24 protein-coding genes are annotated in these 26,802 nt (G+C 63.3%); 14 read left to right on the top strand and 10 right to left on the bottom strand.

All coding sequences use genetic code 11. The features are described from left to right. Window positions 1-167 precede the first annotated feature (167 nt). Window positions 168-1,514 (bottom strand): MFS transporter, encoded by a 1,347-nt coding sequence (locus tag ACIPO9_RS10905; protein ID WP_400780785.1) that lies wholly within the window; start codon window positions 1,512-1,514, stop codon window positions 168-170. Window positions 1,515-1,648: 134 nt separating this feature from the next. Between ACIPO9_RS10905 and ACIPO9_RS10900 the strand changes: the two genes are divergently transcribed. Next, complete coding sequence (locus ACIPO9_RS10900; RefSeq protein WP_400780783.1) at window positions 1,649-2,527, top strand: LysR family transcriptional regulator; 879 nt, start codon at window positions 1,649-1,651, stop codon at window positions 2,525-2,527. A gap of 413 nt (window positions 2,528-2,940) precedes the next feature. After that, the gene (locus ACIPO9_RS10895) at window positions 2,941-4,176 is read left to right on the top strand and encodes a carbohydrate porin (RefSeq protein ID WP_400781065.1); all 1,236 of its coding nucleotides are present in this window, start codon (window positions 2,941-2,943) and stop codon (window positions 4,174-4,176) included. A gap of 211 nt (window positions 4,177-4,387) precedes the next feature. Here the strand turns inward: ACIPO9_RS10895 and ACIPO9_RS10890 are convergent, their stop codons facing one another. Together ACIPO9_RS10890 and ACIPO9_RS10885 are read right to left on the bottom strand one after the other, a co-directional pair. Further along, window positions 4,388-5,293 carry a LysR family transcriptional regulator gene (locus tag ACIPO9_RS10890; protein ID WP_400780780.1) on the bottom strand — a complete coding sequence of 302 codons (906 nt, stop codon included), beginning with the start codon at window positions 5,291-5,293 and terminating at the stop codon, window positions 4,388-4,390. Between the two features lie 81 nt (window positions 5,294-5,374). After that, complete coding sequence (locus ACIPO9_RS10885; RefSeq protein WP_400780777.1) at window positions 5,375-6,031, bottom strand: peroxiredoxin-like family protein; 657 nt, start codon at window positions 6,029-6,031, stop codon at window positions 5,375-5,377. A gap of 348 nt (window positions 6,032-6,379) precedes the next feature. On the opposite strand from ACIPO9_RS10885, the gene ACIPO9_RS10880 reads away from it, so the two are divergent. After that, complete coding sequence (locus ACIPO9_RS10880; RefSeq protein ID WP_274133945.1) at window positions 6,380-7,234, top strand: CAP domain-containing protein; 855 nt, start codon at window positions 6,380-6,382, stop codon at window positions 7,232-7,234. A 172-nt stretch (window positions 7,235-7,406) separates the two neighbouring features. Here the strand turns inward: ACIPO9_RS10880 and ACIPO9_RS10875 are convergent, their stop codons facing one another. Together ACIPO9_RS10875 and ACIPO9_RS10870 are read right to left on the bottom strand one after the other, a co-directional pair. Continuing rightward, window positions 7,407-7,832: a hypothetical protein gene (locus tag ACIPO9_RS10875; RefSeq protein WP_400607559.1), complete on the bottom strand. Its 426-nt coding sequence runs from the start codon at window positions 7,830-7,832 to the stop codon at window positions 7,407-7,409. A gap of 336 nt (window positions 7,833-8,168) precedes the next feature. After that, window positions 8,169-8,792: a cell wall hydrolase gene (locus tag ACIPO9_RS10870; protein ID WP_274133946.1), complete on the bottom strand. Its 624-nt coding sequence runs from the start codon at window positions 8,790-8,792 to the stop codon at window positions 8,169-8,171. A 300-nt stretch (window positions 8,793-9,092) separates the two neighbouring features. Here ACIPO9_RS10870 and ACIPO9_RS10865 point away from each other — a divergent pair, with 300 nt between their 5' ends. Further along, window positions 9,093-9,764 carry a murein L,D-transpeptidase catalytic domain family protein gene (locus ACIPO9_RS10865; RefSeq protein ID WP_400780776.1) on the top strand — a complete coding sequence of 224 codons (672 nt, stop codon included), beginning with the start codon at window positions 9,093-9,095 and terminating at the stop codon, window positions 9,762-9,764. On the opposite strand, the gene ACIPO9_RS10860 is transcribed toward ACIPO9_RS10865, so the two are convergent. Further along, on the bottom strand, window positions 9,755-11,095 hold the full coding sequence (locus ACIPO9_RS10860; protein ID WP_274133947.1) for a dicarboxylate/amino acid:cation symporter: 1,341 nt from the start codon (window positions 11,093-11,095) through the stop codon (window positions 9,755-9,757). The genes ACIPO9_RS10865 and ACIPO9_RS10860 overlap by 10 nt on opposite strands. Window positions 11,096-11,289: 194 nt before the next feature. Continuing rightward, complete coding sequence (locus ACIPO9_RS10855; RefSeq protein WP_400780773.1) at window positions 11,290-12,345, bottom strand: tartrate dehydrogenase; 1,056 nt, start codon at window positions 12,343-12,345, stop codon at window positions 11,290-11,292. A 137-nt stretch (window positions 12,346-12,482) separates the two neighbouring features. Between ACIPO9_RS10855 and ACIPO9_RS10850 the strand changes: the two genes are divergently transcribed. Then, window positions 12,483-13,406, top strand: a complete 924-nt coding sequence (locus ACIPO9_RS10850; protein ID WP_400607568.1) for a LysR family transcriptional regulator — start codon at window positions 12,483-12,485, stop codon at window positions 13,404-13,406. A gap of 107 nt (window positions 13,407-13,513) precedes the next feature. Here ACIPO9_RS10850 and ACIPO9_RS10845 read toward each other — a convergent pair whose 3' ends face one another. Continuing rightward, a complete protein-coding gene (locus ACIPO9_RS10845) occupies window positions 13,514-14,680 on the bottom strand; it encodes an ABC transporter ATP-binding protein (protein WP_400780771.1) in 1,167 nt (388 codons plus the stop codon). 225 nt (window positions 14,681-14,905) lie between these two features. On the opposite strand from ACIPO9_RS10845, the gene ACIPO9_RS10840 reads away from it, so the two are divergent. From ACIPO9_RS10840 to ACIPO9_RS10815, 6 genes are all read left to right on the top strand, one after another. After that, window positions 14,906-15,937, top strand: a complete 1,032-nt coding sequence (locus ACIPO9_RS10840; protein ID WP_400780770.1) for a zinc-binding dehydrogenase — start codon at window positions 14,906-14,908, stop codon at window positions 15,935-15,937. 76 nt (window positions 15,938-16,013) lie between these two features. Continuing rightward, window positions 16,014-17,348 carry an ABC transporter substrate-binding protein gene (locus ACIPO9_RS10835; protein WP_400780768.1) on the top strand — a complete coding sequence of 445 codons (1,335 nt, stop codon included), beginning with the start codon at window positions 16,014-16,016 and terminating at the stop codon, window positions 17,346-17,348. 135 nt (window positions 17,349-17,483) lie between these two features. Next, the gene (locus ACIPO9_RS10830) at window positions 17,484-18,389 is read left to right on the top strand and encodes a carbohydrate ABC transporter permease (protein ID WP_400607575.1); all 906 of its coding nucleotides are present in this window, start codon (window positions 17,484-17,486) and stop codon (window positions 18,387-18,389) included. 1 nt (window position 18,390) lies between these two features. Beyond that, entirely contained in the window at window positions 18,391-19,257 is an 867-nt protein-coding gene (locus tag ACIPO9_RS10825) for a carbohydrate ABC transporter permease (protein WP_400780765.1), read from the top strand. 34 nt (window positions 19,258-19,291) lie between these two features. Next, window positions 19,292-20,272 (top strand): sugar-binding transcriptional regulator, encoded by a 981-nt coding sequence (locus ACIPO9_RS10820; protein WP_274133955.1) that lies wholly within the window; start codon window positions 19,292-19,294, stop codon window positions 20,270-20,272. Window positions 20,273-20,294: 22 nt separating this feature from the next. Next, entirely contained in the window at window positions 20,295-21,014 is a 720-nt protein-coding gene (locus ACIPO9_RS10815) for an SDR family oxidoreductase (protein WP_400780763.1), read from the top strand. Here ACIPO9_RS10815 and ACIPO9_RS10810 read toward each other — a convergent pair. Beyond that, window positions 21,001-22,521 (bottom strand): FGGY-family carbohydrate kinase, encoded by a 1,521-nt coding sequence (locus tag ACIPO9_RS10810; protein ID WP_400780761.1) that lies wholly within the window; start codon window positions 22,519-22,521, stop codon window positions 21,001-21,003. The genes ACIPO9_RS10815 and ACIPO9_RS10810 overlap by 14 nt on opposite strands. Before the next feature lie 109 nt (window positions 22,522-22,630). Next, window positions 22,631-23,599, bottom strand: coding sequence for an XdhC family protein (locus ACIPO9_RS10805; RefSeq protein ID WP_400780759.1), 969 nt, complete (start codon window positions 23,597-23,599; stop codon window positions 22,631-22,633). Window positions 23,600-23,804: 205 nt separating this feature from the next. Between ACIPO9_RS10805 and ACIPO9_RS10800 the strand changes: the two genes are divergently transcribed. From ACIPO9_RS10800 to ACIPO9_RS10790, 3 genes are all read left to right on the top strand, one after another. After that, window positions 23,805-24,716, top strand: a complete 912-nt coding sequence (locus tag ACIPO9_RS10800) for a LysR family transcriptional regulator (RefSeq protein WP_274133959.1) — start codon at window positions 23,805-23,807, stop codon at window positions 24,714-24,716. A 139-nt stretch (window positions 24,717-24,855) separates the two neighbouring features. Next, window positions 24,856-26,058: an NAD-dependent formate dehydrogenase gene (locus ACIPO9_RS10795; RefSeq protein ID WP_274133960.1), complete on the top strand. Its 1,203-nt coding sequence runs from the start codon at window positions 24,856-24,858 to the stop codon at window positions 26,056-26,058. A 6-nt stretch (window positions 26,059-26,064) separates the two neighbouring features. After that, on the top strand, window positions 26,065-26,577 hold the full coding sequence (locus ACIPO9_RS10790; RefSeq protein ID WP_400780756.1) for an HPP family protein: 513 nt from the start codon (window positions 26,065-26,067) through the stop codon (window positions 26,575-26,577). Window positions 26,578-26,802 lie beyond the last annotated feature (225 nt).

The raw sequence follows: 26,802 nt of genomic DNA, 5'->3' as shown, positions 1-26,802 counted from the left end.
ACTATACGGATGTAATGACACAGGCTCTTGAGCCGGATTCATCAATCAGCGAAATGATATGGGAAGACGAGGAAATCGGTAGGGAGCGGCGCAACAGATTGAAACCACTGTCCGCCGCCTTGATACATCCTGCAATGATTGTTCGGGCGCGTCCCTGCGCCAGGGGATCAGCGCAGCACCACTCGCTCGAAACGCCCTGCCAGAACGGCATAGGCAAATACCCCGAGCAACCCGTGGGCCGCCACGAACCACAGGGCGGTGTTGAACGAGCCGGTGGTGGCGACGATGTAGCCGATCACCAGCGGCGTGATGATCCCGGCGATGTTGCCGATGCCGTTGAACACGCCGCCGCTCAACCCCACCATGTTTTTCGGCGCCGTGTCGGACAGCACTGCCCAGCCCACCGCTGCCAGGCCCTTGCCGAAGAACGCAATGGCCATCAGGGCGATGACGATCCAGTTGGCGTCGGTGAAGTTGGCCAGCACCAGCACGGTGGACATCAGCATGCCGATCAGGAACGGGGTCTTGCGGGCAATGGAGGGGTGTATGCCGCGACGGATCAGCAGGTCAGACAACATCCCGCCCAGTACACCGCCGGAGAAGCCGCAGATCGCCGGCAACGCAGCCACCCAGCCTGCCTCCATGATGGTCATGCCACGGCCCTTGATGAGGTAGATCGGGAACCAGGTGATGAAGAAATACGTCAGCGCCGTGATGCAGTACTGCCCCATGTAGATCGCCCACAGGGTACGGCTGGTGAACAGCTGACGGACCTCGCCCCAGTTGGTTTTGCTCTTCTGTTTTGTGCGATTGAGCTCCAGATCCACCAGGGCGCCGCCTTCGCGCATGTAGTCCAGTTCCTTGGGGCTCAGGCGCTTGTCACTGTGGGGCTCGCGATACAGGGCGAACCAGAACACGCTCAGCACCAGGCCCAGCGCGCCCATCCACAAAAACACGTGTTCCCAGCCGAGGGCGTGGGTCAGCCAGGCCATCAACGGGGTGAACAGCACGACCGCCATGTACTGCGCCGAGTTGAACAGTGCCGAGGCCGTGCCGCGCTCGCTGGTGGGGAACCAGCACGAAACGATGCGGTTGTTGGCCGGAAACGCCGGGGACTCCACCAGCCCCAGCATGAAGCGCATGGCGAACAGACTGATCGCCGCGGATGCGCCCATCAGTCCGAACCAGCCCACGGTGCCCTGGGCCATGGTGAACACCGACCACAGCACCAGGCTTGCGCCATACACACGCCGCGCGCCGAAGCGGTCGAGCAGCCAGCCGCCGGGGATCTGCCCCAGGGCGTAGGCCCAGGCGAATGCGGAGAAGATCATGCCCAGCATCATCGGGTCCAGGCCCAGGTCCTTGACCACGCCGGTGCCGGCGATGGACATGGTCGCCCGGTCGGCATAGTTGATCACGGTGACGATGAAGATCATCGAGAGAATCAGAAAACGGTGGCGGCCGACCTTCGCTTGCGCGTCGGCATAGTCCGCTGGAAGGGCTTTGCTGAGCATGGTGTGTCTCCCTCCCGCTCCCTGTAGGGCGGGCATATTGTTTTTGTTGTCGTACAACCTCGTCGCGATGATAGGAGCAGGGATCGATTCAGGTCTAACATAGAGACTGTATGGATTGATGCGGATATTGAATCGTGGAATTACATCAACTGCGCTGCTTCGTCGCGGTGGCCGAGGAGCTGCATTTCGGCCGCGCCGCGATCCGCATGCACATGACCCAGCCGCCCCTGAGCCGACAGGTGCAGTTGCTGGAACGGGCGTTGGGGATTCAACTCTTCGAGCGTAATAACCGCTCGGTCAGGCTGACGACTGCGGGGGCGGGATTCCTGCGTGATGCGCGGCACATCCTGGCGTTTTCCGATCAGGCGGCCGACGGCGCGCGACGCCTGGCACGGGGTGAGGCCGGCAGCCTGACGCTGGGGTTCACAGCGGTCAGCGCCTATCAGATGATTCCCCAATTGCTGGCCCGTGCGCAGGAACAGCTGCCGGGTTTGCAATTCACCCTCAGGGAGATGGTGTCCAGCGCGCAACTGGAAGCGCTGGCCGCGCACCGGATCGACGTCGCCTTCGTGCGGCAGATCAACGACGCCGACGGGCTCGATGGGCAGTTGATCAGCCGCGAACCTTTGCTGGTGGTGCTGCCGCACAATCACCCGCTGGCAAGGGAGACGGCCATTGCCGTGAACGCCCTGGATCAGCAGGCATTCGTGATGTATGCCCCCGACGAAGGCCGCTATTTCTACGATTGCATCGCCGGCCTGTTCGCCCTGAGCGGGGTGAAGCCGCGCTACGTCTACCACCTGGGGCAGACCCATACGGTGGTCAGCATGGTCAAGGCCGGACTGGGCCTGGCCATCGTCCCCGCCTCTGCCGCGCAGCTGCACAGCGAGGGTCTGGTGTTCAAGCCGCTGCTCGATGCGCAACTGCATGCCGAGCTGTACATGGTCTCGCGGCACGACAACGACAATCCGGCGTTGCCGGCTTTCAGGCGGCTGGTGGAAGGCCTGAACTGACACAGATCCTGGCCGCAGACCGTAGGAGCGCGCTTGCCCGCGATCTGCCGGGGACCGGCAGCAAAACCAGACGGCGCAGTTCCTCCAGATACTGCGCATCCACCAACGTTGCTGCCGCTTCGCGCCAGATCGCGGGCAAGCGCGCTCCCTCGGCCAGATGCCGATCGAGATCGTCCAGGAACAATGACCTACGACGATAGTCGCAATCGCCAAAATGAATTAACTAGTCGGTACATAAATATGTTTTCATGTCGCCCGCTTTTGAGCGCGCCTGCGCATCCCCCTTCTTTTGCCGCCCTCGCCCTTGGGGGTGGTCTTATGTAATTTCAGGTTTCTTGATGAGCACTCCTTCGCATTTCTTCGCAGATTCCGGCTCGCGCCGTGGGTTTTCTACGGCGCTGGTCGTCGGTTCCATGTTGGCAATGGCGGCGTCCGCGCCGGTGATGGCCGATGACTGGATGGACCGCTCGACCATGACCGGCGATTGGAATGGCAGCCGTACGCGCCTGGCGGAACAAGGGGTCAAGCTCACCGGAGACTACAGCGGCGAGACCGTCTACAACGCCCACGGCGGCAAGCAGCGCGGCACCCGTTACTCGCAGAACGTCAAGCTGGGTGCGCAGTTCGATCTGGGCAAGCTGCTGGACCTGGAAAGCGGCGGCAAGGTGCAGTTGACCATCAACGACCGACGCGGCAACGACGGCTCCGGCGATCTGGTCGGCAACCGCCTGCCGGTGCAGGAAAACTACGGCGGGCTGTACACGCGCTTGACCGAACTGAGCTACGAAAACACCCTGTTCACCCCGGCCTTGAACGTCAAGCTGGGCTACATGGCCATGGGCAACGACCTGGGCGGGCTGTCCAGCGGAATCCTGTGCAACTTCATGAACGCCGGTTTCTGCGGCCACCCGCTGGCGATGTCCGGCGGCAGCGGCTGGAGCAACTACCCCAACGCGCACCTGGGCGGCATGGCCAAATACCGCTTCACGCCGAACTTCGCCGTGCAGGTCGCCGCCTTCAAGGTCGATGCCGCAAGCAACGGCAATTCCAGCCGCGCCTGGCACGTCACCCCCAAGGACAGCACCGGCAATATCCTGCCCATCGAAGCGATCTACAACGTGCTCGGCGACATGCCCGGCGAGTACCGCGTCGGTTACTACTACGACACCTCTGACGCGCCGCGCATTGGCACCAACAAGGAAGTCGCCGGCCGTGAAGGCTCTTACTTCCTGATGGACCAGGCCGTGTGGAATTCCGATGAGGTGAGCGGTCGCAACGTGCATGTGTTCGGCCAGTTCTCCAACGCCAGCGCAGCCGCCGCGCCGTTTCGTCGCTGGTACTCGACCGGTCTGGCGTTGAAGAAGCCGTTCGTGTCACGCCCCAATGACACCGTCGCCATCGGCTATGGCCGCGCGGTATTCAACTCGCGCAGCCGCGACGTGCAGGAAAACGCAGCCCTGGCCAACGGTCAGGACTTTCCTGATCTGGCCAGTGGCGAAGGCCTGGTGGAGATGACCTACGGCGCACAAGTGACGCCATGGCTGACCTTGCGCCCGTCGGTGCAGTACATCATCGAGCCCGGCGCGTTCTATGGCGAGAACATCGACAACACCTTGATCGTCGGTTTGCAGGTCAAGGCCACGTTGTAACGCCTGACCCGTAGCAGTCTTGGCCGGGCGGCGTTCCGCTTGCCGGCGACGGCGGTCTGAAGATCGCTCCCGCGGGCAAGCCCGGCTGCTACGGGGGCGTGGTTGCCTGCGGGATTCGAGGTCGACTCAGACCCGTAGCAGCACGGCTTGCCGGCGGGGACGGCCGCAAGATCGCCCTCGCAGGCAAGCGGAACGCCGCCCGGCCGTACTGCTACGGGTTCGCCGGGGCCGGAAGACCGCCCAGCAACGCGGCCACGTAATCGACGAACACCCGCGCCTTGGCGCTGCTCATGCGTCCTGCGGGGAAGACCGCCCACAGGTCGATGGGGGGCAGCGTCCAGTCGTCGAGCACGGTGACTACCTCGCCGCTCGCCAGCTCCGGGGCGAACATCCATTCCGAGGCCATCACCAGCCCCAGATTGGCGCGCACCGCCGCTCGCACCCCTTCCGCCGCCGTCACCCGCAAGCGCCCGATGGGCGATGCATTGCACACCTCATCCCCTCGGCGCATCTGCCAGTTGTTGCCACCACTGCCCCGGCTGTAGACCACCGACTGATGGTGTTCCAGATCCCGCGGATGGCTCGGCGTGCCATAGCATTCAAGGTAAGCGGGCGTGGCAATGATCCGACGCTTGCCCCGGGCGATGCGCCTGGCCGTCATCGAAGAATCGTCCAGGTCCCCCATGCGCAGGGAAACGTCGATGCCCTCCTCCACCAGATCGACGCTGCGATCATCCAGCACCACGTCGATTTCCAATTGTGGATGCTGAGCCAGCAACGGCCCCAGATACGGCACCACGTGCATGCTGGCGAAGGTCACGGCGGCGCTGACCCGCAGGCGCCCGGTAAACCCCGAACCTGCCCCGCGCACGGCGGCATCGGCTTCGTCGGCCTGATCGATGGCCCTGCGCGCAGCGTCGTAGTAGGTCTGCCCGGCTTCAGTCGGCGTCAGGCCCCGGGTGGTGCGCAGCAACAGGCGCGTGCCCAGATTCTCCTCGAGCGCCGCGATGGACTTCGACACCGCCGGCTGTCCGACGCCCAGACGTTTCGCAGCGGCGGAAAACGAGCCGGTTTCCACAGCGCAGATAAAGGTTTGCATCGCGGCCAGGCGATCCATCGACACTCCTCGGCAAGACTCAAGACAGATCAATACGCAAGAGGCCGCCACAACAGTGACGGCCCGGTTGCATTGCAGGTTTCAGCCACGCAGCGCGGGCAGCAAATCAGTGGGTTCCGGGCGCTGAGTGTAATCCGGATTGACCTCGGCGTATGCGATCACGCCATCCTGGCCAATCACGAAACGGCCCGGCATCGGCAGCACCCAGGCGTCGTCATCGTTGAACACCGGCAGGTCGTTGCCAAACCCCTTGTACAGGTCGATCAGGTAGTCCGGCAGTTTGAAACGCAGGCCGAAGGCTTCGGCGACGCGGCTTTTGACGTCACTGAGAATCGGGAAGCTCAGGTGATTCTGGCGCACGGACTTGCGGCTGTTGACGCGGGTCTGCGGCGAGATCGCCACCAGACTCGCGCCCAGCTCACGGTACTGCGGCAGTGCCTCTTCCAGCGCTTGCAACTCCATGTTGCAGTACGGGCACCACACGCCCCGGTAGAAGCTGATCACCAATGGCCCCTTGGCCAGCAGTTCGGCGGAAGACACCGGGTTGCCCTCCGGGTCGTTTAGGGTGAAGACCGGCGCCTTGTCACCCACTTTCAGGGTGCGCAGGGCCTGGCCCGAGGCGATCAGCTCGTCCGTGGCGCGCTTCATGATCGCGTGCACCGGCGCCGGGGCGTTGTAAGGCGGTTTGCCAGCGACGAAATCGGCTTTGAAGGCATCGAGTCTTGCTTGCAGGGTCATGGCGGTATTCCTTATAGAGGGTGAAGGTTTCGACGCCCCCATCCTCTCAATCCGCCTGCCCGCTCAGAAGACGGGGCCGGGTGATAACAGCCATTCCTGAGGGGACTGGCTGGAAGGTGCTTGTCTGCAAAAGCTTTCATGGATGGAATCTTGTCAATGCAAGGCGGGAATCGAGCAGAATGGTGGCAAGGCAACTCAGGCAGGATGCAGTTGGTCACAGTGTTTTTTGCCCACATCATTGCAAAAAGCTGCCATCACACTGCAACCTCCGCAGATTCTGTCGCTCAGACTATTTCGATACTGACAAAATCGCGCATCATGGCCGCAGCCAGTTCAAGGGAGATCCACATGCGCTTCACCTCATTCACTACAGGTCTTGCAGCCTTGTCATCGCTGCTGATGTTGACCGGGACCGCGCTGGCCAGCGAAGAAACGCAACTGATCCAGTCCATCAATACCTTCCGCAGCCAGGCCCAGCCTTGCGCCAACGTGGTGTCGCAGGAACTCCCTCCCCTGACCGCCGACCCGCGCCTGAACCTGCCGGCCACTGGCAGCGTCGATCTGCAACAGGTGCTGGCCCGGGCCTCGTATCCGATGGTGACGGTGCAGGCGATTTCACTGTCCGGCCCCCGGGATGCGCAGTCGGCCATGAAGGCGGTGCAGGAAAGCTTCTGCCAGGTGGTGCTCGATCCGCAATTCGTCGATGTGGGTGTCAGCCGTGTCGACCGTGACTGGCGCATCGTACTGGCGCGGCCGCTGCTGGCAGGCGGGCTGGGCAACTCCCAGGCTGAAGGGCAGAAACTGCTCGGGCTCATCAACGCCGCCCGCAGCGTGCCCCATCAATGTGGCGGACAGCCTTACGGCCCTGCTTCGCCCTTGACCTGGAACGACAGCCTGGCCAGCGCCGCCGAGGGCCACACCCGCTCGATGGCCAACAACAACTACTTCGACCACAAGGGCCGCAACGGCGGAACGCCGGGGGACCGGGCTGAACTGGCGGGCTACATCGGCCAGCAGATCGGCGAAAACATCGCCGCAGGCCAGGACAGCGCCCGCAAAGTGGTCGAAGGCTGGCTGGCAAGCCCCGGCCATTGCGCCAACCTCATGAACCCGGCGTACCGCGAACTGGGCGCGTCCTATGCGACCGATCCCAAGAGCGATGCGGGGATTTACTGGACGGCGATGTTTGGGGTGCAGCAGTAGTCGGGAGCCTGCCTGGAATCGGTGAGCGCCACAAAACCTGTAGGAGCGCGCTTGCCCGCGACAGCGTCAGGCCTGCCCCATTGATGGAGTCTGACACACCGCCGTCGCGGGCAAGCGCGCTCCTACAGGCGTTGCCTCCACCTCGCTAGCCCTTTGATGAGCAATGAGGGGCTCAATGGACGACTGAATCCCACAGGGTTTTGCGGTCGATGTGGCAAACACACCGCTCAATCATCCCCTCTGCGTTGAGGGTGAGAATGTCCACGCCCTCGCAGTAGATGTTCCGATTCTTCGGATCCCCGACGACAATGCCGCACATCGAAGCACGCAACGCCCATTCCCATGCATAGGCGCGGGCAGTGGCGCAGCCGAACAGCATCAGCGTTTCAAACGTCATGTCAGGAAAGTTGACCCACGCCACCTGTTCAAGATGGGCTTTCATCCTGGACTTTGGGATGAGCGGGTGTGGTTTGTCTATGTAGATGGCGCCGTCTGCCATGGAAGATACAACCAGATCAGCATTGCGGTGTATCCAGCCGTTCACGTAATCGGTCACCTGGCTGGGCAGCGGAGTCGAGTTGCTCGTTTGCGTTTTCATCGGAATGTCCTTATTCAACGGAACCACATGAATAAGGGTAGCGGAACGCAAAGGCCCAATGGCTGGCTGGGGACGGTCGGCAACGGTGGTGGATGAGCGCCACTGGATTTGTAGGAGCGCGCTTGCCCGCGATGGCGTCAGGCCTGCCCCATTGATGGCATCTGACACACCGCCGTCGCGGGCAAGCGCGCTCCTACAGCGGGTCGAGGTCCGGGCTGGAGTCGTTGAGCGCCACTGGATCTGTAGGAGCGCGCTTGCCCGCGATGGCGTCAGACCTGCCCCATGGATGGCGTCTGACACACCGCCGTCGCGGGCAAGCGCGCTCCTACAGAAGTCTCACTTGGCCTTGCCGTCCCGGGGCTTGTAGAACAGGAACTTCCCGGTTTCGGCGGTCTTGATGTACTCGCTCGCCCAGTCTGGCTTGACGTTGCGGTCGTGGAAATACATCGCGCCTTTGGTGCGGTCGGTCAGTTGCTGGTTGAGGGCCTTGCGGGCGATTTCCTTGGAGGCGGCGTAGCGGTCATCCTCCTTGACCTGATCGGAGCGCCCGTCGCACCACCAGGAAAACTGACAGGCCTTCTTCTCAACACCCTGCTTGACCACTGCGCAGATGGTGTCTGGATACCCTTCATGGCCAAGGCGATTGAGCACCACGCTGGCCACCCCTTCCATGTCCGCGTCGCTGCCACCCTTGGCTTCCCAATAAATGGTGCGCGACAGGCACACCAGCGCATCATCCACCGGCTGCACGCCAGCAGGATCCACCGCCTGGGCTTCGGATTTGGTAATGGTTTCGCTCTTGGGCACTGGTGATGTGGGGCCGTCCTTTTCCGCAGCTTTTTCTTCCAGTACCTGAGCCTTGCTGACCACGGCCTCAGGTTGCGGGGTGGCGTCGGCGGCCAGCACGGAGCTTGCCAACAGCGTCAGCAACAGGCCGGTAAACAGAGAAGTGAGGCGCATCGTCGAACCTTCTTTGCGAGGCCGATCATTCCTGCACCCGTGTCACGCCTGCGGTGCCATTTCAAGGCTCGCCAGGCAGCAACGCACGGAACATCGCAAGCTGTCTTCGACAAGTTATGGGTTGTTATGAATGGAACGCCGAACAGCAAGCGCAACTGTAAAACAAGTCGCTGGGAGCAGCATAGTGGCCCTTTGGCTTTATGCAATGGGCGCGTGACATCGGGATCACTGAGGCTTGCCAAACACGGGTGTGGTTGAGGATATTGGCGGCTACCTTCACAGCCCGTGCAGTGCCTGCCGATGCCGTTCAAACCGTGGATTCTGCCAGCGCTGATGCTCTGCACAAACCTTGCGTGTGCAGCCTCCCCGCCCTCGCTGCAAGCGGCCTTGCAACAGGCCGCGCCGGATGCCGACCCCAAGGTGATCGAGCTTGCAGTGCAGTCGGCACAATGCCGCGCCGGGCAAACCCCGCTTGAGCCGACACGCCTGGCGGTCATCGATTACTCGTTGCCCTCCACGACGCCGCGCCTGTGGGTATTCGACCTGCCCAAGCGCAGCCTGCTGTTTCGCGAGCTGGTGGCCCACGGGCGCAACAGCGGCGAAAACCTGGCCACGCATTTCTCCAACGAGTCGCAAAGCCTTGCGTCGAGCATCGGCCTGTACAGCACGCGCGAACCCTACACCGGTCGCAACGGCTATTCCCTGCGCATGGACGGCCTGGAGCCGGGCTTCAATGACCGGGCGTTCGAACGGGATGTGGTGATTCACGGGGCCGATTACGTCAGCGATGCCTTCGCCCGCGAGAATGGCCGACTCGGCAGAAGCCACGGCTGCCCCGCTGTGGGAAGCGGCGTGGCCAGGCCCTTGATCGATACCCTGAAAGACGGGCAACTGCTGTTCATCTACTACCCCGACGCGCAGTGGCTCAAGTCATCGACCTTCATCCACTGCGCGCCAACGCATCAGCCCTGAGAAACGCTCCCCAGCGCAGGCCGAAGCCCCGTTGACGACGATGGCGCTTTCTCGACAGGCTGCGGCTGCGCGACAGGCTCAGGCTCGCCATTGAGGGCACGGTGCATCTTCGCGGTGTCCAGCGCCCCGACCCACTTGGCGATGGCCATGGTGCCCACGCCGTTGCCAATGGTGTTGGTGATCGCCCGCGCCTCGGACATGAAGCGGTCCACGCCCAGCAGCAAGACCATCCCGGCCACCGGAATCGTCCCCAGCGACGCCAGGGTTGCAGCCAGGATGATGAAGCCCGAACCGGTCACCCCCGCCGAGCCCTTGGAGGTGAACATCAACACCGCCAGCACGATCAACTGGTCAGTCAGGGTCAGCGGCGTGTTGGTGGCCTGGGCAATGAAGATCGCCGCGATGGTGTAGTAGATCGCTTGGCCGTCGGGGTTGAAGGTCAGACCCGAGGGAATGATCATCCCGGCCACCGGCTTGGATACACCGGCCTTTTCCATCTTGGAAATCATCTGCGGCAGCACCGATTCCGAAGAGCTGGTGCCGAGCACGGTGAACAGTTCTTCCTTGATGAAGCGCAGGAACTTCCACAGGCTGAAACCGCTGTAGCGGCAGATCGGTCCGAGCACGAAGATCACGAACAGCGCGCACGTCAGGTACACGCAAGCCATCAGCTTGCCCAGCGAGAACAGCGAGCCGAAGCCGTACTTGCCGATGGTGAACGCAATCGCCCCGAACGCGCCGATCGGTGCCAGGCGCATGACCATGTTGACGATGCGAAACATGCCCTGCATCAGGCTGTCCAGCGCATCGACGAACACCTTGCCGCGCGGCCCGACCTGCGCCAGCGCCACGCCCAGCAGGATCGAAAACAGCAGGATCTGCAGCACGTTGCCCTTGGCGAACGCATCGACGATGGTGTCGGGGATGATGTTCATGACGAAGTCCATGAACGAGTCATGCTTGACCGCTGCGGTGTAGGTGGCAAGGCTCGAGGTGTCCAGCGTCGCGACGTCGATGTTCATCCCGGCGCCGGGCTTGAACACGTCGACCACGATCAGTCCGACCACTAGCGCCAGGGTCGAGACCACCTCGAAATACAGCAGCGCGCGAAAACCCACGCGCCCCAGTTCTTTCATGCTTTCCATGCGCGCGATGCCCGACACCACGGTGAGGAAAATCACCGGGGCCAGCAGCATCTTGATGAGTTTGATGAAGGCATCGCCCAGGGGTTTGAGCGAGGCAGCCGTGTCGGGAACCAGCACGCCGACGATGGCGCCGAGGATCACCGCGATGAGTACTTGGACGTAGAGCTTGGACAGGATTCTTTTCATGACAGGGCCCTGATTTTTTATTGTTGTCAGGAATAGCTGAGGTCAGGCCGAAGCCCAGTCTCTGTAGGAGCGCGCTTGCCCGCGATGACATAGTGTCAGCCAACTCATTCGTTGCAGACCTACCGCAATCGTCGGAATGCCGCCCAGAGCAAGCGCGCTCCTACAATCAGCATCTGTGTAGCCTGTGATTCGAATCAGCGATTGATCAGCGCCAGCACCGCATCGGTGATCTGCCGGGTGGTCGCCGTGCCGCCCAGATCAGGCGTGTGCAGGCCGCTTTCGGTGACCGCTTCGATGGCCGACATCAGCTGCTTGGCCGCCGCCGGCTCACCCAGGTGTTCGAGCATCAGCGCGGCGGTCCAGAAGGTCGCGACCGGGTTGGCCACGCCCTTGCCGGTGATATCGAAGGCCGAGCCGTGGATGGGTTCGAACATCGACGGGAACTGGCGCGACGGGTTGAGGTTGGCGGTGGGCGCAATGCCCAGGCTGCCGGACAGCGCGGCGGCCAGGTCCGAAAGGATGTCGGCGTGCAGGTTGGTGGCGACGATCACGTCCAGCGTCCCGGGTTTGAGCACCATGCGCGTGGTGACGGCGTCCACCAGTTCCTTGTCGATCTTCACGTCCGGGTAGTCCTTGGCGACTTCGTAGAAAATCTCGTCCCACAGCACCATGCCGTGCCGCTGGGCGTTGGATTTGGTGACCATGGTCAGATGCTTGCGCGGACGGCTGCGGGCCAGTTCGAAAGCGAAGCGATGGATGCGCTCGACCCCGGCACGGGTGAACACCGACACCTCGGTGGCGACCTCTTCCGGCAGGCCACGGTGCACGCGACCGCCATTACCCGAGTACTCGCCTTCGGAGTTTTCGCGCACTACCACCCAGTCGATCTGCTCGCCGTTGTGCAGCGGGCTCTTCACGCCTGGCAGCACCCGGGCCGGGCGCACGTTGGCGTATTGGTCGAAGCCCTGGCAGATCGGCAAGCGCAAACCCCACAGCGAAATGTGGTCCGGCACGTTCAGCGCACCCACGGCGCCGAAGAAAATCGCGTCGAAGGTTTTAAGCTCCGCAAGGCCGCCTTCGGGGATGTAGTAGCCGTTTTTCAGATAATTGTCGGAGTTCCAGTCGAAGTGTTTGAAGTCCAGCGCAAAGCCGGATTTCTTCGACAGGGCCTGCAGCACTTCGACGCCCGCGGCAATCACTTCCACGCCGATGCCGTCGCCTGGGATCGCTGCAATCTTGTATGCGCTCATGTTCAACTCCACTCTCGAGACGTTCTTGTTTTTCCCCTTGAACAGGGCTGTTCAAGCGGGGTGTGAGCGGAGTATATGTAGTGAAACCAAAGCAGTGAGTTCCTTGAAATCACTACATCCATAACTTTGAGTTACGAATGAATCAGTCTCTGGACCTGCAGTTTTTCTACCTTCTGGCCAAGCAAGGCAGCCTTGCCGCGACGGCCCGGGAGCTGGGTGTGACGCCGCCAGCGGTGAGCAAACGCCTGACGGCCCTTGAGGCCCGGCTGGGCATCCGGCTGGTCAACCGCACTACCCGCTCCATGAGCCTGACCGCCGAGGGTGAGCTGTATTTCTCCCACGCCGCGCGGATCCTCACGCAGATCGAAGAGGTGGAGCAGTTGGTGAGCAGCAGCCGCGCCACGCCAAAGGGCCTGATCCGGGTCAATGCGTCACTGGGCTTCGGGCGGCGCTACATTGGTCCGGCGCTGGCGGCGTTTTTCGCCCGTTATCCGGAGGTGGAAATCCAGCTGGAAATCAGCGACCACCCGCTGGATCTGACCGCCCACGGTTTTGACCTGGGCATCCGTTTCGGCACCCTGCCCGACGCGGCCTTTCATGCCCGCAAGATCGCCTCCAACCGGCGCCTGTTGTGCGCATCGCCCCTGTACCTGGAAAAACATGGCGTGCCGACGCGCCTGGCAGATCTGCAGGATCACAACTGCATTTTTCTGCGCCAGAACGAAACGCCTTACGGGGTGTGGAGTTTCACCAACGGCGGCAAGACGCAGAACGTCAAAGTGCGAGGCGCGCTGGGCTGCAACGATGGCGAGGTGGCCCTGAACTGGGCGCTGGAGGGGTTCGGCATTCTCCTGCGCGCCGAGTGGGACATCGCTCGCTATGTACGCAGTGGTCGCCTGCGGCTGGTGCTCGAAGACCAGACCCCGACCCGAGCCGACGTCTACGCGGTGTATCCGCAGCAATTACACCTGTCGGCGAGGGTGCGCAGCCTGATCGATTTTCTGGTGGAGCGCTTCGAGCACATCGACCACCTGGAGGAGACGATGTCGGAGCGGGAGTAAAACACCAACCATTGCTCCGACACCGATCCCTCGTAGCAGCCCGGCCGGGCGGCGATCCGCGTGCCGGCGGGGGCGATTTCAAGATCATCCGCGGGCAAGCCCGGCTGCTACAGGGGTGAGGTGGCTTGCGCGATGACCGAACCGGCGTGCAGGGCACCGCCGTCGGTGTAGGTCTGGGTGTAATGCCGAAGGTGCGCCAGCGCCTGCCCCTGCTCGTCGAACAGGTGACAGCGCGCCCCTGATACACCCACCGCCAGCGTCTGCCCGGCCTTGACCGAAGACATACCGTCGCCCTTGACCATCAGGTCGCTGCCCTCGGCGGTCTGGGCATGGGTGAAGGTCTCGCCGCCCAGGTGCTCAACCACCAATGCGGTCACTGGAATCTGCGCATCCCCTGCCCCACGCTCGGACAGATGCTCCGGGCGCAGACCCAGGGTCAGCGGCTGATCGGGGCTGACGTTCTCACCCTTTACCGGCACCAACAGCCTGGCGCCGCCCGGCAGGCTGACCTGCACCCCCTCGGCACTCACCAGCACTGCCTGCACCGGCAGGAAACTCATCTGCGGCGAGCCAATGAAGCCTGCCACGAAGCGGTTGCGCGGGTGGTGATACAGCTCGAGCGGCGAGCCCACCTGTTCGACGCAGCCTTTGTTCAGCACCACGATCTTGTCGGCCAGGGTCATGGCTTCCACCTGATCGTGGGTGACGTAGATCATGGTCGCCTGCAGGTCGGCATGCAGTTTGGCGATCTCGATGCGCATCTGCACCCGCAGCGAGGCGTCGAGGTTGGACAAGGGTTCGTCGAACAGGAACACCTCGGGCTCGTGCACGATGGCACGCCCGATCGCCACCCGCTGACGCTGACCACCGGAGAGCGCCTTGGGCTTGCGCTCCAGCAGCGGTTCCAGTTGCAGGATGCGCGCAGCGTTGCGCACCTTGGCTTCGATCTGCTCGCGAGGGGTCTTCTGCATCTTCAGGCCGAAGGCGATGTTGTCGTAGACCGACATGTGCGGGTACAGCGCGTAGGACTGAAACACCATCGCCACGCCCCGGTCGGCGGGCTCAAGGTAGGTCACGTCCCGGGCGCCGATGCGTATCTGGCCCTGGGTGATGCTTTCAAGCCCCGCGATGCAGCGCAGCAGGGTCGACTTGCCACAACCGGACGGCCCGACGAACACCACGAATTCGCGGCTTTCGATGTTCAGGTGGATGTCGTGCAACACCTTGATATCGCCGTAGGCCTTCTCGATGCCGGTCAAACTGAGCTCAGTCAAAATCGTGTCCCCTGGATTTATTGTTGTCGGGTTGCGTTGCATCTGTAGGAGCGCGCTTGCCCGCGACGGCGGCGTGCCTGTCGCCATCGCGGGTGCCTGACACATCGCCGTCGCGGGCAAGCGCGCTCCTACGGCGATATCAGCGAGTCTGGAACTTGACAGCAAAATATTTCGCTCTACGATCATTTGTAATTCTAAAAATACAAATGTCAAGGAGCACACAGAATGCGGGCTGCGTATATCCATGGCATCCGCGACATCCGTATCGGCGAAAAGCCGGTGCCGGTGCCTGCGGCCGGTGAAGTCTTGTTGCGGGTCAGCGCGGTCGGCGTGTGTGGCAGCGATCTGCATTACTACAAGGAAGGCGCCATCGGCCACGCCCGCATCACCCAGCCGTTCATCGCCGGGCATGAGTTCGCCGCCCGCGTGGTCGATGACCATCCGCACTTGAACCTCATGGCCGGGCAACTGGTCGCGGTGGACCCGGCCAAACCCTGCGGGCAGTGCGAATGGTGCCATCGCGGCCACGTCAACCTCTGCCCCCACGTGCAGTTCCTCGGCTCCCCGCCCCACACTCACGGCGCGATGACCGAATACATTGTGGTCGCGCCCAGCCAGATCTACCCCGTCCCCGATCACTTCACCCCGGTTCAGGCAGTCATGCTCGAACCCCTGGGCGTGGCGATCCATGCGATGGACCTGGCGGGCAGCAAGAAACTCTTCGAAACGGTCGCCATCATCGGCTGCGGCCCCATAGGCCTGTGCCTGCTGCAACTGGCGCGAATGCTGTGCAAGAAGGCGATCTACGCCATCGACCCGATCAACTACCGCACCGAAAAGGCCCGCCAGTTGGGTGCCGATGAGGTGTCCGCCGATCACGCCGCCATCGCCGAATGGACTCAGGGGCGCGGCGTCGACCTGGTGCTGGAGGCGACCAACTCCCCGGAAGGCTTTCAGATCGCCGCGCAATCGGCGCGCATTGGCGGCCGGGTGGTGCTGGTGGGCATTCCCGATGGCGACCAGTACGCGCCCCTGAGTGCTTCGTTGCTGCGGCGCAAGGGGCTGGACATTCGCATGTCCCGGCGCATGGGCCATGTGTATGACCGGGCAATTGAACTGGTGGCGCAAGGCTCGGTGGACGTCGATTGCCTGGTGACCCATCGCTTCGACCTGGCCCAGGCCACAGAAGCGTTCAGTTACCCCTCGGAATTTCTCGACGGGGCGCTCAAGACGGTGATTCTCCCCCACCCCGAATAAGCAGTGCTGTAACTCCCGACGCGCGTCAGCGCACACAACGCGTAATCCTCACCAACAAGAACAAAGAGGTCACGTAATGAACAAGCTGGTATGGAATGCCCTGGCCCTGTCAATCGCACTCGGCTCAGGCGCCGCCCAGGCCTGGACGCTCGAAGAGGCCGCAACGCCCTACAAGGGCACCGAGATCAAGGCCATTTTCCTCGACCGCCCAGGCTACGCCGCCGCCATCAAGCTGCTGCCCGAGTTCGAGAAGAAAACCGGGATCAAGGTCAGCTACGAAACCATCCCCTACGAGAACAGCCGCGAACGCCAGGTGCTGAGTTTCACCTCCGGCGAACAGCTCGACGTGGTGCTGACCGACGTGGTGTGGATCGGCGAATTCGCCGGCAACGGCTGGCTGGAACCGGTGACCACCTTCACCAAGGACCCCAAGCTCGCGGACCCGGACCTCAAGCTCGACGGCTTCTTCCCGATCCTGCTGGAGTCCTTCGGCGGCTGGGACAACCAGACCTACGGCCTGCCCTTCGATAACTATTCGGGCCTGCTGTTCTACAACAAGTGCATGCTCAAGGATGCAGGCTTCGACAAGCCCCCTGCGACCTGGGACGAGGTGCTCAAGGTCTACGGGCCCAAGCTCACCGACAAGGCCAAGGACCGCTACGCCTACGCCCTGCAATCGCGCCGTGGCGAGACGCAGTCGGCGGACAGCTTCATGCGTTTCCTCTGGCCGTTCGGTGGCTCGCTGCTGGACGCCAACTTCAAGTCCAACCTCAATTCCAAGGCCTCCCAGGAAGGCCTGCAATTCCGCCAGGACCTGATGAAGTTCATGCCGCCGGGCATCGTCGACTATGACCACAACGAAGCGGTCAACGCGCTGGCCCAGGGCAAGGTGGCGATGATCACCGAGTGGTCGGCGTTCTACAGCACCCTGGCCGACCCTGCAAAATCCAAGATCACCGACTGCCTGGCCGTGGCCACCGAGCCCAAGGGGCCTGCGGGGCTCAAGCCGGCGCTGGGCGGGTTCTCGCTGGGGGTCAACGCGCACTCGGACGACAAACAGAAAGCCGCCGCGTGGCTGTTCATCCAGTGGGTGACCTCCGAAGCCATGGCCAAGCCGTACCTGGAGGCCGGTGGCGTGAGTGGGCGGATGTCGGTGTACAAGGATCCTGAGGTGCAGAAGAAATACCCGTTCGTGCAGCCGATGGTGACCTCCTGGGAAGGCGGCGTGCCTGACTACCGTCCACGCTTCCCGCAATGGCCGGAAATCTCCGAAGTGGTCGGCGAAAACGGCACCGCCATCATGCTCGGCAAGACCAGCGTCGAAGCCGGAGCCAAGGCCATCGGGACGAAGATGGAGGACATCCTCAAGAAGGCGGGCTATTACGACGGCAAGGTCAAGTTGCTGAAGTGATCCTGCTCCCCGTAGGAGCGCGCTTGCCCGCGATTGCGGTGTGCCTGTCGCCATCTGGGGTGATTGACACGACGCCGTCGCGGGCAAGCGCGCTCCTACGGGGCTGTATCGATGTCCGTACACGAGATTCGACCCATGTCCGATAACAAGAAACCACGCTTCCCCACGCTCTGGAACAACACCCGGGCGGCCTTTTCCTTCCTCGCGCCAGCCACCGTTGCGCTGGCGCTGATCGGGATCTTTCCCACCGTGTTCGCGCTGGTCAATTCGTTCCGGCAGTACAACCTTGCACGGCCCAAGGACCCGACGCCCTTCATCGGCTTCGACAACTACCTCAACGTGCTCAACGACGCCTCGTTCTGGGCGGCGCTGGGGCGTACCGGGCTGTTTCTGGTCACCGTTGTGCCGATTCAACTGGCCCTGGGGCTGGTCATCGCCCTGCTGCTGCACAAACCGGGTCTGTCAGGCTTCAAGCTGCTGGCGCGCATGAGCCTGGTGATCCCGCTGGCCACCGCCCCTGCCGTGGCCGGGTTGATCGGCCGGCTGATCTTCAACCGCGATTTCGGCGTGGCCAACGCCTTGCTGGCGATGCTCCACGCAGGTCCCGTGGAATGGCTGGGCGACACCACCAACGCCTTCATCGCCGTGGCCTTGATGGACATCTGGCAATGGACGCCCTTTTGCGCGCTGGTGCTGCTCGCCGGGCTGACCATGGTGCCGAACGAAATCGAAGAAGCCGCACGTCTGGAAACCCGCAGCCGCTGGCAGATCGTGCGCTACGTGCAGCTGCCCTTTCTGCTGCCCAGCGCGACGGTGATCCTGATCCTGCGCACCGCCGACATCCTCAAGATGTTCGACACTGTATTCACCATGACCCGCGGCGGGCCGGGCGCGGCCACAGAGCTAGTCAGCGTGTACATCCAGCGCATCGGCTTTCGGGTGTTCGACCAAGGGGTGGCCTCGGCGCAGGCGATCCTGCTGCTGATCCTGACCATCGTGCTGGCGCGGCTGTACATCAAATTCGTTTACCGGGAGATCTGACATGGCAACTGTTCCTGCCGCCCACGTCGTGGCCACGCCTGTACGCACCCGCCCGCGCATGAAAGTCAGCGCCTGGCATCTGGTGGGCCTGTTGGCGATCTTCCTGTTCGCGGTGTTTCCGTTCTACTGGATGGTCGCCACCAGCATGAAGACCCAGGCCGAAGCGCTGGCCTCGCCGCCGGTGTGGCTGTTCACCCCGCACCTGGACAACTACGTCAAGGTGCTGTTCGAGCGCGACGTGCTGCATAGCCTGGGCAATTCGCTGATCGTCGCCGCCTGCACCACCGTGCTCGCCGTGGGTCTGGGTACACCTGCGGCCTATGCGCTGGCACGGTTCGAGTTCAAGGGCAAGGAGGACCTGTGGTTCTGGTTCATCACCAACCGCATGTTGAGCCCGATTGTCGTGGCGTTGCCGATCTTCCTGATGGCGCGCAACCTGGGGCTGATCGACACGCACCTGGTGCTGATCCTGATCTACCTGACCTTCAACCTGCCCATCGTGGTGTGGATCTGCACCGACCAGTTTCGCGGCGTGCCCAAGGACCTGGACGAAGCCGCACGCCTGTCCGGCGCCTCGCGCTTCACCATCTTCTGGCGCATCGCACTGCCGCTGGCGATGCCGGGCGTGGCGGTGTCGGCGATTTTCTCGTTCATCTTCTCCTGGAACGAGCTGCTCTACGCGCTGGTGCTGACCCGCAACGTAGCGCGCACGGCACCGGTGACCGCCACCAGTTTCATGAGCGGCTATGATCTGCCCTGGGGTGAGATCATGGCCACCGGCACGCTGATCGTGTTCCCCGTGATCATTTTTGCATTGATGGTTTCAAAGCATCTGGTACAAGGTCTGACCATGGGCGCCGTGAAATAGGCGCCGCGCTTCCCAGGTTTTGAAGGACGCCGCCGTGCACAATCGCTATCCGGAATTTACCGCCGACACCGATACGGTGAACGCGGAGGATCAACTGAACATCCGTATCGCCTGGTATTACTACGTCAACAGCATGACCCAGCAACAGATCGCCGACCGCCTGGGGATCACCCGGGTGCGGGTCAACAAGGCCCTGGCGACCTGCCGCGAAACCGGCGTGGTGCAGATCCGCATCAACTCGCCGCTGGCCTCCTGCGTGGCCCTGGAGGAGCGCCTGCAGGAGCGCTTCGGCCTAGAAAGAGTCACCGTGGCGCCCTCGCCGGACGATCCGTCGAGCATCTTTCGCGTGCTGGGCGTCGCCGTGGCGCCAAGCATCGAAGAGTCCCTGAGCGACGGGTGCATCGTCGCCGTTGGCTGGGGCCGGACCCTGCGCCAGGCGGTTCGTGAGCTGCAGGGCCGTTCGCTGCCGAACACCACCGTGGTCTCGCTGCTGGGCGGCCTGCATTACGGCTCGGCCAACAACACCGTGGAAATCGCCTCGAGCCTGGCAGGGCTGCTGCAAGGCTCCTATTACTACCTGGCCGCCCCGCTCTTTGCGCCGTCGGAGCACTACCGCGACATGATCCTGGCCGAAGCCTCGGTGCAGGCGGTGTTGGGCAAGGCGCGGGAAGCGGACGTCGCATTGCTTACCGTGGGTGACCTGAGCGAGCGCTCGCTGATGCTGGAACTGGGACTGGTCAACCCCGAGGACGCCCGCTCGCTGCGCGCCGCCGGTGCCGTCGGCGATCTGCTCGGGCGCTGGCTGGACCGCGACGGCATCGAGGTCAATCACCCGCTCAACCGCCGGGCCATCTCGCTGGACCCGGACGACCTGCGCAAGATCAAGAAAGTCGTGCTGGTGTCCGGCGGCCCGTACAAAGCCGAAATCATCCGCGCCGTGTTGCTGCGCAACGTCGTCCACGAGCTGGTGATCGACGAGAGCGCGGCCCTCGAGTTGCTCGAACAAGAACCCTGACCCAACCTCTGGAGCCACCTTCATGCCCTCCCACGATTTCATCGGCAAACGCATTCTGGTCACCGGGGCGGGCAAAGGCATCGGTCGCCAGACCGTCGAGTGGCTCAGCCGCTGCGGCGCCGAGGTGATCGCCCTGGGCCGCAATCCGGCCGATCTGGCCTACTGCGAACAGACGCTGGTGGTTGACCTGGCGGACGTGGCCGCAACCCAGGCGGCGGTGGCGTCGATGCTGCCCATCGACCTGCTGGTCAACTGCGCCGGCGTGGTCGAGCTTGAGTCCTTTCTCGACACCTCGGTGCAGACCTTCGACCAGATGATCGCGGTCAACACCCGTGCGCCGATGGTGGTGGCCCAGGTGGTCGCGCGGGATCTGATCGCTCGCGGGTTGCCGGGGGCCATCGTCAACGTGTCGAGCCTGGCGGCCGCGGTGGGCACCCGGGATCACGCCGCCTACTGCGCGTCCAAGGCGGCGCTGGATGCGCTGACGCGGGTCATGGCCGTGGAGCTGGGGCCGTACGGAATCCGGGTCAACAGCGTCAACCCGGTGGTGACCCTCACGCCCATGGCCGACAAGGCCTGGAGCGACCCGGTCAAGGCGGCGTCGATGCTGTCGCGCATTCCATTGGGGCGTTTCGTGCAACCGGATGAAATCGCCGCGACCATCGCCTTTCTGCTCAGCGAGGACGCAGCGATGATCAACGGCGTGACCCTCACGGTGGACGGTGGATTCAGCGCTGGTTGAGTTTTGCCAGGCGTGGATAAAGGTCGCGCAAGCGCGGGTAGAGTTCGCTGTACAGCGCCAGCAGTTCGCGATGAAATTCCCGCAGCGCTGGGTTGGGTGAGAACGTCTCGCCGCCCTGGGTCATGGCCTGCGCCGCACTGGCGAAATCCTCGTACCAGCCCGCCCCTACGGCAGCTGCGATTCCGGCGCCCAGGCTCGACGCTTCCTGAGTGACGGCGCGAATCACCGGGCGGTCGGTGATGTCGGCGATGATCTGGCACCACAATCGGCTCGCCGCGCCGCCACCGATTGCAACGAAAGCATCGACCGGCTCACCCGTGGCCTCGACCATGCGCTGAGTGGCCAGGGCCTGCTCCAGGGCGATACCTTCGAGCACGGCGCGGTAGATCTGCGCCCGGCCGTGATCCGGTGACAACCCAAGCAGACAGCCCCGCGCATCCTGGTCCCAATAGGGGTTCATCACCCCGTTCCAGTACGGCAACAGAATCAACCCTTCGCTGCCGGGTGCGACGCGCGAGGCATCTATCTCCAGCCGGATCAGGCTGTCGGGCTGAGCAACCACGTCGATTTCGAAAAACTGCTTGAGCAGGCTGTTGATCAGCAGCGTGCCGGAGCGCAAGGACGTTTCCAGCACGTAGCCTTTGCGGTCAATGGCGCAAAGGGTTCGGAAGGCGTCGTTCACCCGAGGGGTTGCGGCGTAGACGCCAGAGACGATGGCGGTGCCCAGGTTCAGATACGCCGTACCGGGGCTGACCACGCCGATGCCAAGGCCGCCGGCCTGCCCGTCACCACCGCCGGCGACCACGAGCGTGCCGGCAGGCAAACCGGTCAGCGCATGGGCGTCTTCAGTGATTGTGCCCAGCACGGTGCCGGGAGCGCAGGCCTTGGGGAAACAGTCGCTGGCCAGCGGGATAGGCAGCGCCCCCAGCACATCCTCCGCCCAGCGATGCTGGTGGATGTCGAAGGCACCGAACGGGTCGGCGCTGGCCCAGCTTGTCACGAAGGCGCCGGTGAGCTTGCGCACGAGCCAGGCGTGGGGGTCGTAGACGTGGCGAATCTTGCGAAACAGGTCAGGTTCGGCATCGGCCAGCCAGGCCAGGCTGTAAATGGCCGGCGCCCAGTCGTGGGGCTTGCCGGTGATGCTGTGCAGGCGCTCGTGGCCAACCCGCTGGCACAGCGCTGATACCTCATCCTTGCGGCGCTCGTCGAGCCAGAGCATCGCCGGGCGCAGCAGTTGGTCACGGGCGTCGGTGACCGCCACCGTTTCGCGCTGGTTGACCACCGCCACCGCCGCGATGGCGCGGCCCTCGATCTGAGCCAGCAACGATTTCACTGCCTGTTGCGTGGCGCACCACCAATGTTCGGGGTCCTGCTCGTAGGCATTGGGTGCCGGACGCGACAACGTAAGCGGCGCCCGCCCCTGGGCGACCAGCACGCCCCGCGCATCCCAGGCAATGGCCTTGCAGGTGGTGGTGGAAAGATCGATACCGATGACCAACTCGTGCATGCGCGCCCTGCTCCGTCCGTGCGTGACAACCTGCGAATCGTAGCCCAGGACGCACGCCCTTGCGCCATCGGAATGAAACCCCGTGTGTCCACCACGGCGCACACCGCATTCAAACCCGCTCCCGCGCCACGCCGTTTCTCACGCGAACGATGTCCGCCAACACCGCAAGGGCGATTTCCGCGGGTGTCTTGCTGCCCAGCGCCAGGCCGATGGGGGCATGGATGCGTGCCAGCGTCGCCTCGTCCATCCCGGCAATCCGGTGTAGACGCTCCATGCGTTTCTCGCTGGTTTTCTGCGACCCCATGACCCCGATGTAAAACGCCGGGCTGTTCACCGCCTCCATCATGGTCAGGTCGTCCAGCCGTGGATCATGGGTCAGCGCCACCACCGCCGTAGCCTCATGGCACCCCCCTTCGGCGATCCAGCGCGCCGGCAGAATCGGTTCAAACCGCACATTGGCGATCCCCAATGGATGCTGAAACTCTTCGCGGGGCTCGCAGATAATCACCTCGAAATCCAGCGCCACGGCAAATTGCGCACAGAACAACGCCACCGTCGAAACACCCGCGATGACCAACCGCTGAGCTGCGCCGAACCGCACGCGCAACCGATCCCCGGAGCGTTCCACACGCGGGCCGTCCTGGTTGTCTTCGAGCAGTTCTGGATCAGCGAACGGCAAGCGCCATTCCCGCACCAGCCGCCCGCGCCCCAGCAGCGCCGATTCCAGCCGACGAAGGTGCTCGACATTCGCCCCATGGGCCTCAAGCCGCTCGACCAACACCTCCAGCACCCCGCCACAAGGCAGGCGCACTTGCGGTGCGTCGCTGCCGTCGCCATAGCGCACCAGTGCAATGGGCTCGGCAAAACCGCCCTGGGCAACCCGCTGCAGGAAATCGTCCTCGATGCAGCCCCCTGACAGCGACCCGCAGCTCGCGCCATCGCTTCTGGCGACCAGCAATGCACCGGGCGGGCGCGGCGATGAGCCGAAGCTGGCAATCACGGTGCACAGCCACACCGTCTGCCCCGATTCGAGCCAGTGGATTGCCCGTTGAATCACCTGCAGATCAAGCGGTTGCATGGCGAACACTCTTTTCATGAAGTAAACACTTCATGAAAAGGCAAGATCGATGCCATCTGCGAGATACGCCATCCGGGTCCATCCCGCCCGGCCCTATCGTTATATCCAACGCTATACAACGATCGTTCTCTGTGCTGATCTGTATCCTTCGGTGACAACTGCACCGCTCCAATACCCACAATAACGACAACGGAACCGCTCACCCATGCTCCTGCGCCAACTGACCTACCTGGTGACGCTCGCCCAAGAACAGCACTTCGGCCGTGCCGCAGAGAAATGCAACGTCTCGCAGCCGGCCTTTTCCGAGGCCATCCGCAACCTGGAACAGGACCTGGGCATTTCAGTGGTGCAGCGCAGTCGCCGCTTCGAAGGGCTGACCTGCGACGGCGAGAAGGTGCTGGTCTGGGCGCGGCGGATCCTCGCCGATTGTGGCGCCATGCGTCAGGAGGCCGGCCACGACGAGCAAGACCCCGCCGGCGTGTTGCGCCTGGGGGCCATCCCGACGGTGCTGTCGATGGTGCCGCTGATGACCGACTCCTGCCTGACCGCCTACCCCCGCCTCAATCACGAGGTGTACACCCTGGCGACCTCGGACATCCTGCAGCGCCTGGCCAATTTCGAGCTGGACCTGGGCATGACGTACCTGGCCGACGTTCGCTTGCAGGCGTTCGAAACGCTGCCGCTGTTCAAGGAGCGCTACGTGCTGATCGCCCGGGACGACACGGCCCTGAGCCACGAACAAAGCCTGACGTGGGACGCCGTGGCGCAACTGCCGCTGTGCCTGTTGACCCGCAACATGCAGTGCCGCAAAGGGGTGGACGACGCCTTTGCCCGAGCGGGCGTATGCGTGACACCCAGGGTCGAGACCGACTCGATGATGGTGCTTTACGGTCACGTACGCTGCTCGGGGTTGTACAGCGTGGTGCCCCACAGCGCGCTCTCGATGAGCGAGATGCGCGAAGAAATTACCGCGATTCCCATTGTCCCGGAGCTGGCCAGGGAGATCGGCCTGGTGTTTCTGCGGCGCGATCCGCAACCGCTGCTGATCAATTCGGCGCTGAACGTAATCCGTTCACTGGACCTGCAAAGCCGGGTCGACTCCTTCCTGCGCTGTTGATCGGTCTGTCCGATCTATAGATCGGAACAAGCGATTGGCTCTGGATCGCAGCCTCCCCGAGGATGGCTCGCAAGCGGCAACGATCCGCTTCGGCGAGTGGCATGACGCGCCCTCGTTCATCCAACAATCAGGAGGCACCATGGCGAAAATTGTTTGCGTACTCTACGACGACCCGGTCAACGGCCAACCCCAGTCCTACGCCCGCGATGATCTGCCCCATCTGGAACGCTATCCCGACGGCCAGACGCTGCCGACCCCCAAGGCCATCGACTTCCAGCCCGGCACGCTGCTGGGCAGTGTTTCGGGTGAGCTGGGATTGCGCAAATACCTGGAATCCAACGGCCACCAACTGGTCGTGACCTCCAGCAAAGACGGCGTAGACAGCGTGCTGGATCGCGAACTGCACGATGCCGAGATCATCATTTCCCAACCGTTCTGGCCGGCCTACATGACCGCCGAGCGCATGGACAAGGCACCGAAACTCAAGATGATAGTCACCGCCGGCATCGGCTCCGATCACACCGACCTGCAGGCGGCCATGGACCGCGGCATCACGGTGGCCGAAGTGACCTACTGCAACAGCAACAGCGTCGCCGAACACGTGGTGATGACCACCCTGGCGCTGGTGCGTAACTACCTGCCGTCGCACAACTGGGTGCTCAAGGGCGGCTGGAACATCGCCGACTGCGTGGCCCGCTCCTACGACGTCGAAGGCATGCACGTCGGCACAGTCGCTGCCGGGCGCATCGGCCTGCGCGTGCTGCGTCTGCTCAAGCCATTCGACATGCACCTGCACTACATGGACCGCCATCGCCTGCCCGAAGCGGTGGAGAAAGAGCTGAACCTGACCTACCACTCGACGCTGGAAAGCCTGGCCAAGGTCTGTGACGTGGTGACGCTCAACTGCCCGCTGCACCCTGAAACCGAGCACATGATCAACGGCGATTCGCTCAAGCACTTCAAGCGCGGCGCGTATCTGATCAACACCGCGCGGGGCAAGCTGTGCGACCGCGACGCCATCGCGGCGGCACTGGAGAGTGGCCAACTGGCAGGCTACGGCGGCGACGTCTGGTTCCCGCAACCGGCACCTGCCGATCACCCATGGCGCGGCATGCCCCATCACGGCATGACCCCGCACATTTCCGGCACCAGCCTTTCGGCGCAGGCCCGCTATGCGGCAGGTACCCGGGAGATTCTCGAGTGTTATTTCGAGAACCGTCCGATCCGCGACGAGTATCTGATCGTCCAGGGCGGCAAACTGGCCGGCGTCGGCGCGCACTCCTACAGCGCGGGGAATGCGACCAAAGGGTCGGAAGAAGCCGAACGCTTCAAAAAACGGTAACGCCCCATGACCCAGCTCTCATCGACAGTGCCAGGTACTCTGGCCACTTCCCGACGGGCGCGGATCGGCCAGCTGTTGCTGGCCGGTCTGGGGGCATTCCTGGCATTGAGCGTGGTCGGTGCAGTGACCACGCTCAGCGAGCAGCCCTTGCTGATCGGCTCGTTCGGCGCATCGTGCGTGTTGCTGTTCGGCTTTCCCAAGGGGCCGTTCTCCAGGGTGCGCAATGTCATTGGCGGGCATGTGCTGTGCTCGACCATCGGCATGGCCTGCCTTGCCTTGTTCGGCCCGGGCATCGCACCCATGGCCCTTGCGGTGGCGCTGTGCGTGATGGCCATGGCAATCACCGGCACCACGCACCCACCTGCGGGCGGCAACCCGATCATCATCTTCATGACCCAGCCCGGCTGGACCTTCATCCTGATACCGACCCTGGCAGGGGCCGTGCTGCTGGCGGCGATTGCCTGGGTGTACTGGAAAGCCTCCACCTGGCTCAACGCCCCGCCCGGCAATATTGGTTGATGCCGCGTAGCCGTCCGGCTTGCCGGCGATGGCGATGCCGAAAACGCCCCCGCCGGCAAGCCGTGCTGCTACAGGGTATGCGGCGGGACACAAATTCCGTCAACACCCACGCCTCCACGTAGCAGTCCGGCTTGCCGGCGATGGCTATTTCGAGGACGCCGACGCCGGCGAGCCGGACTGCTACGGGGCGGAGGTGGAAGGTAAGCTTGAGTTCACCAAATCCCC

The organism is Pseudomonas sp. NPDC090203, from assembly GCF_044746765.1.
GTDB classification, from domain to species: domain Bacteria; phylum Pseudomonadota; class Gammaproteobacteria; order Pseudomonadales; family Pseudomonadaceae; genus Aquipseudomonas; species Aquipseudomonas putida_AD.
Note: the sequence above shows the minus strand (reverse complement) of the source record. Positions and strands in the feature narration are given on the sequence as shown.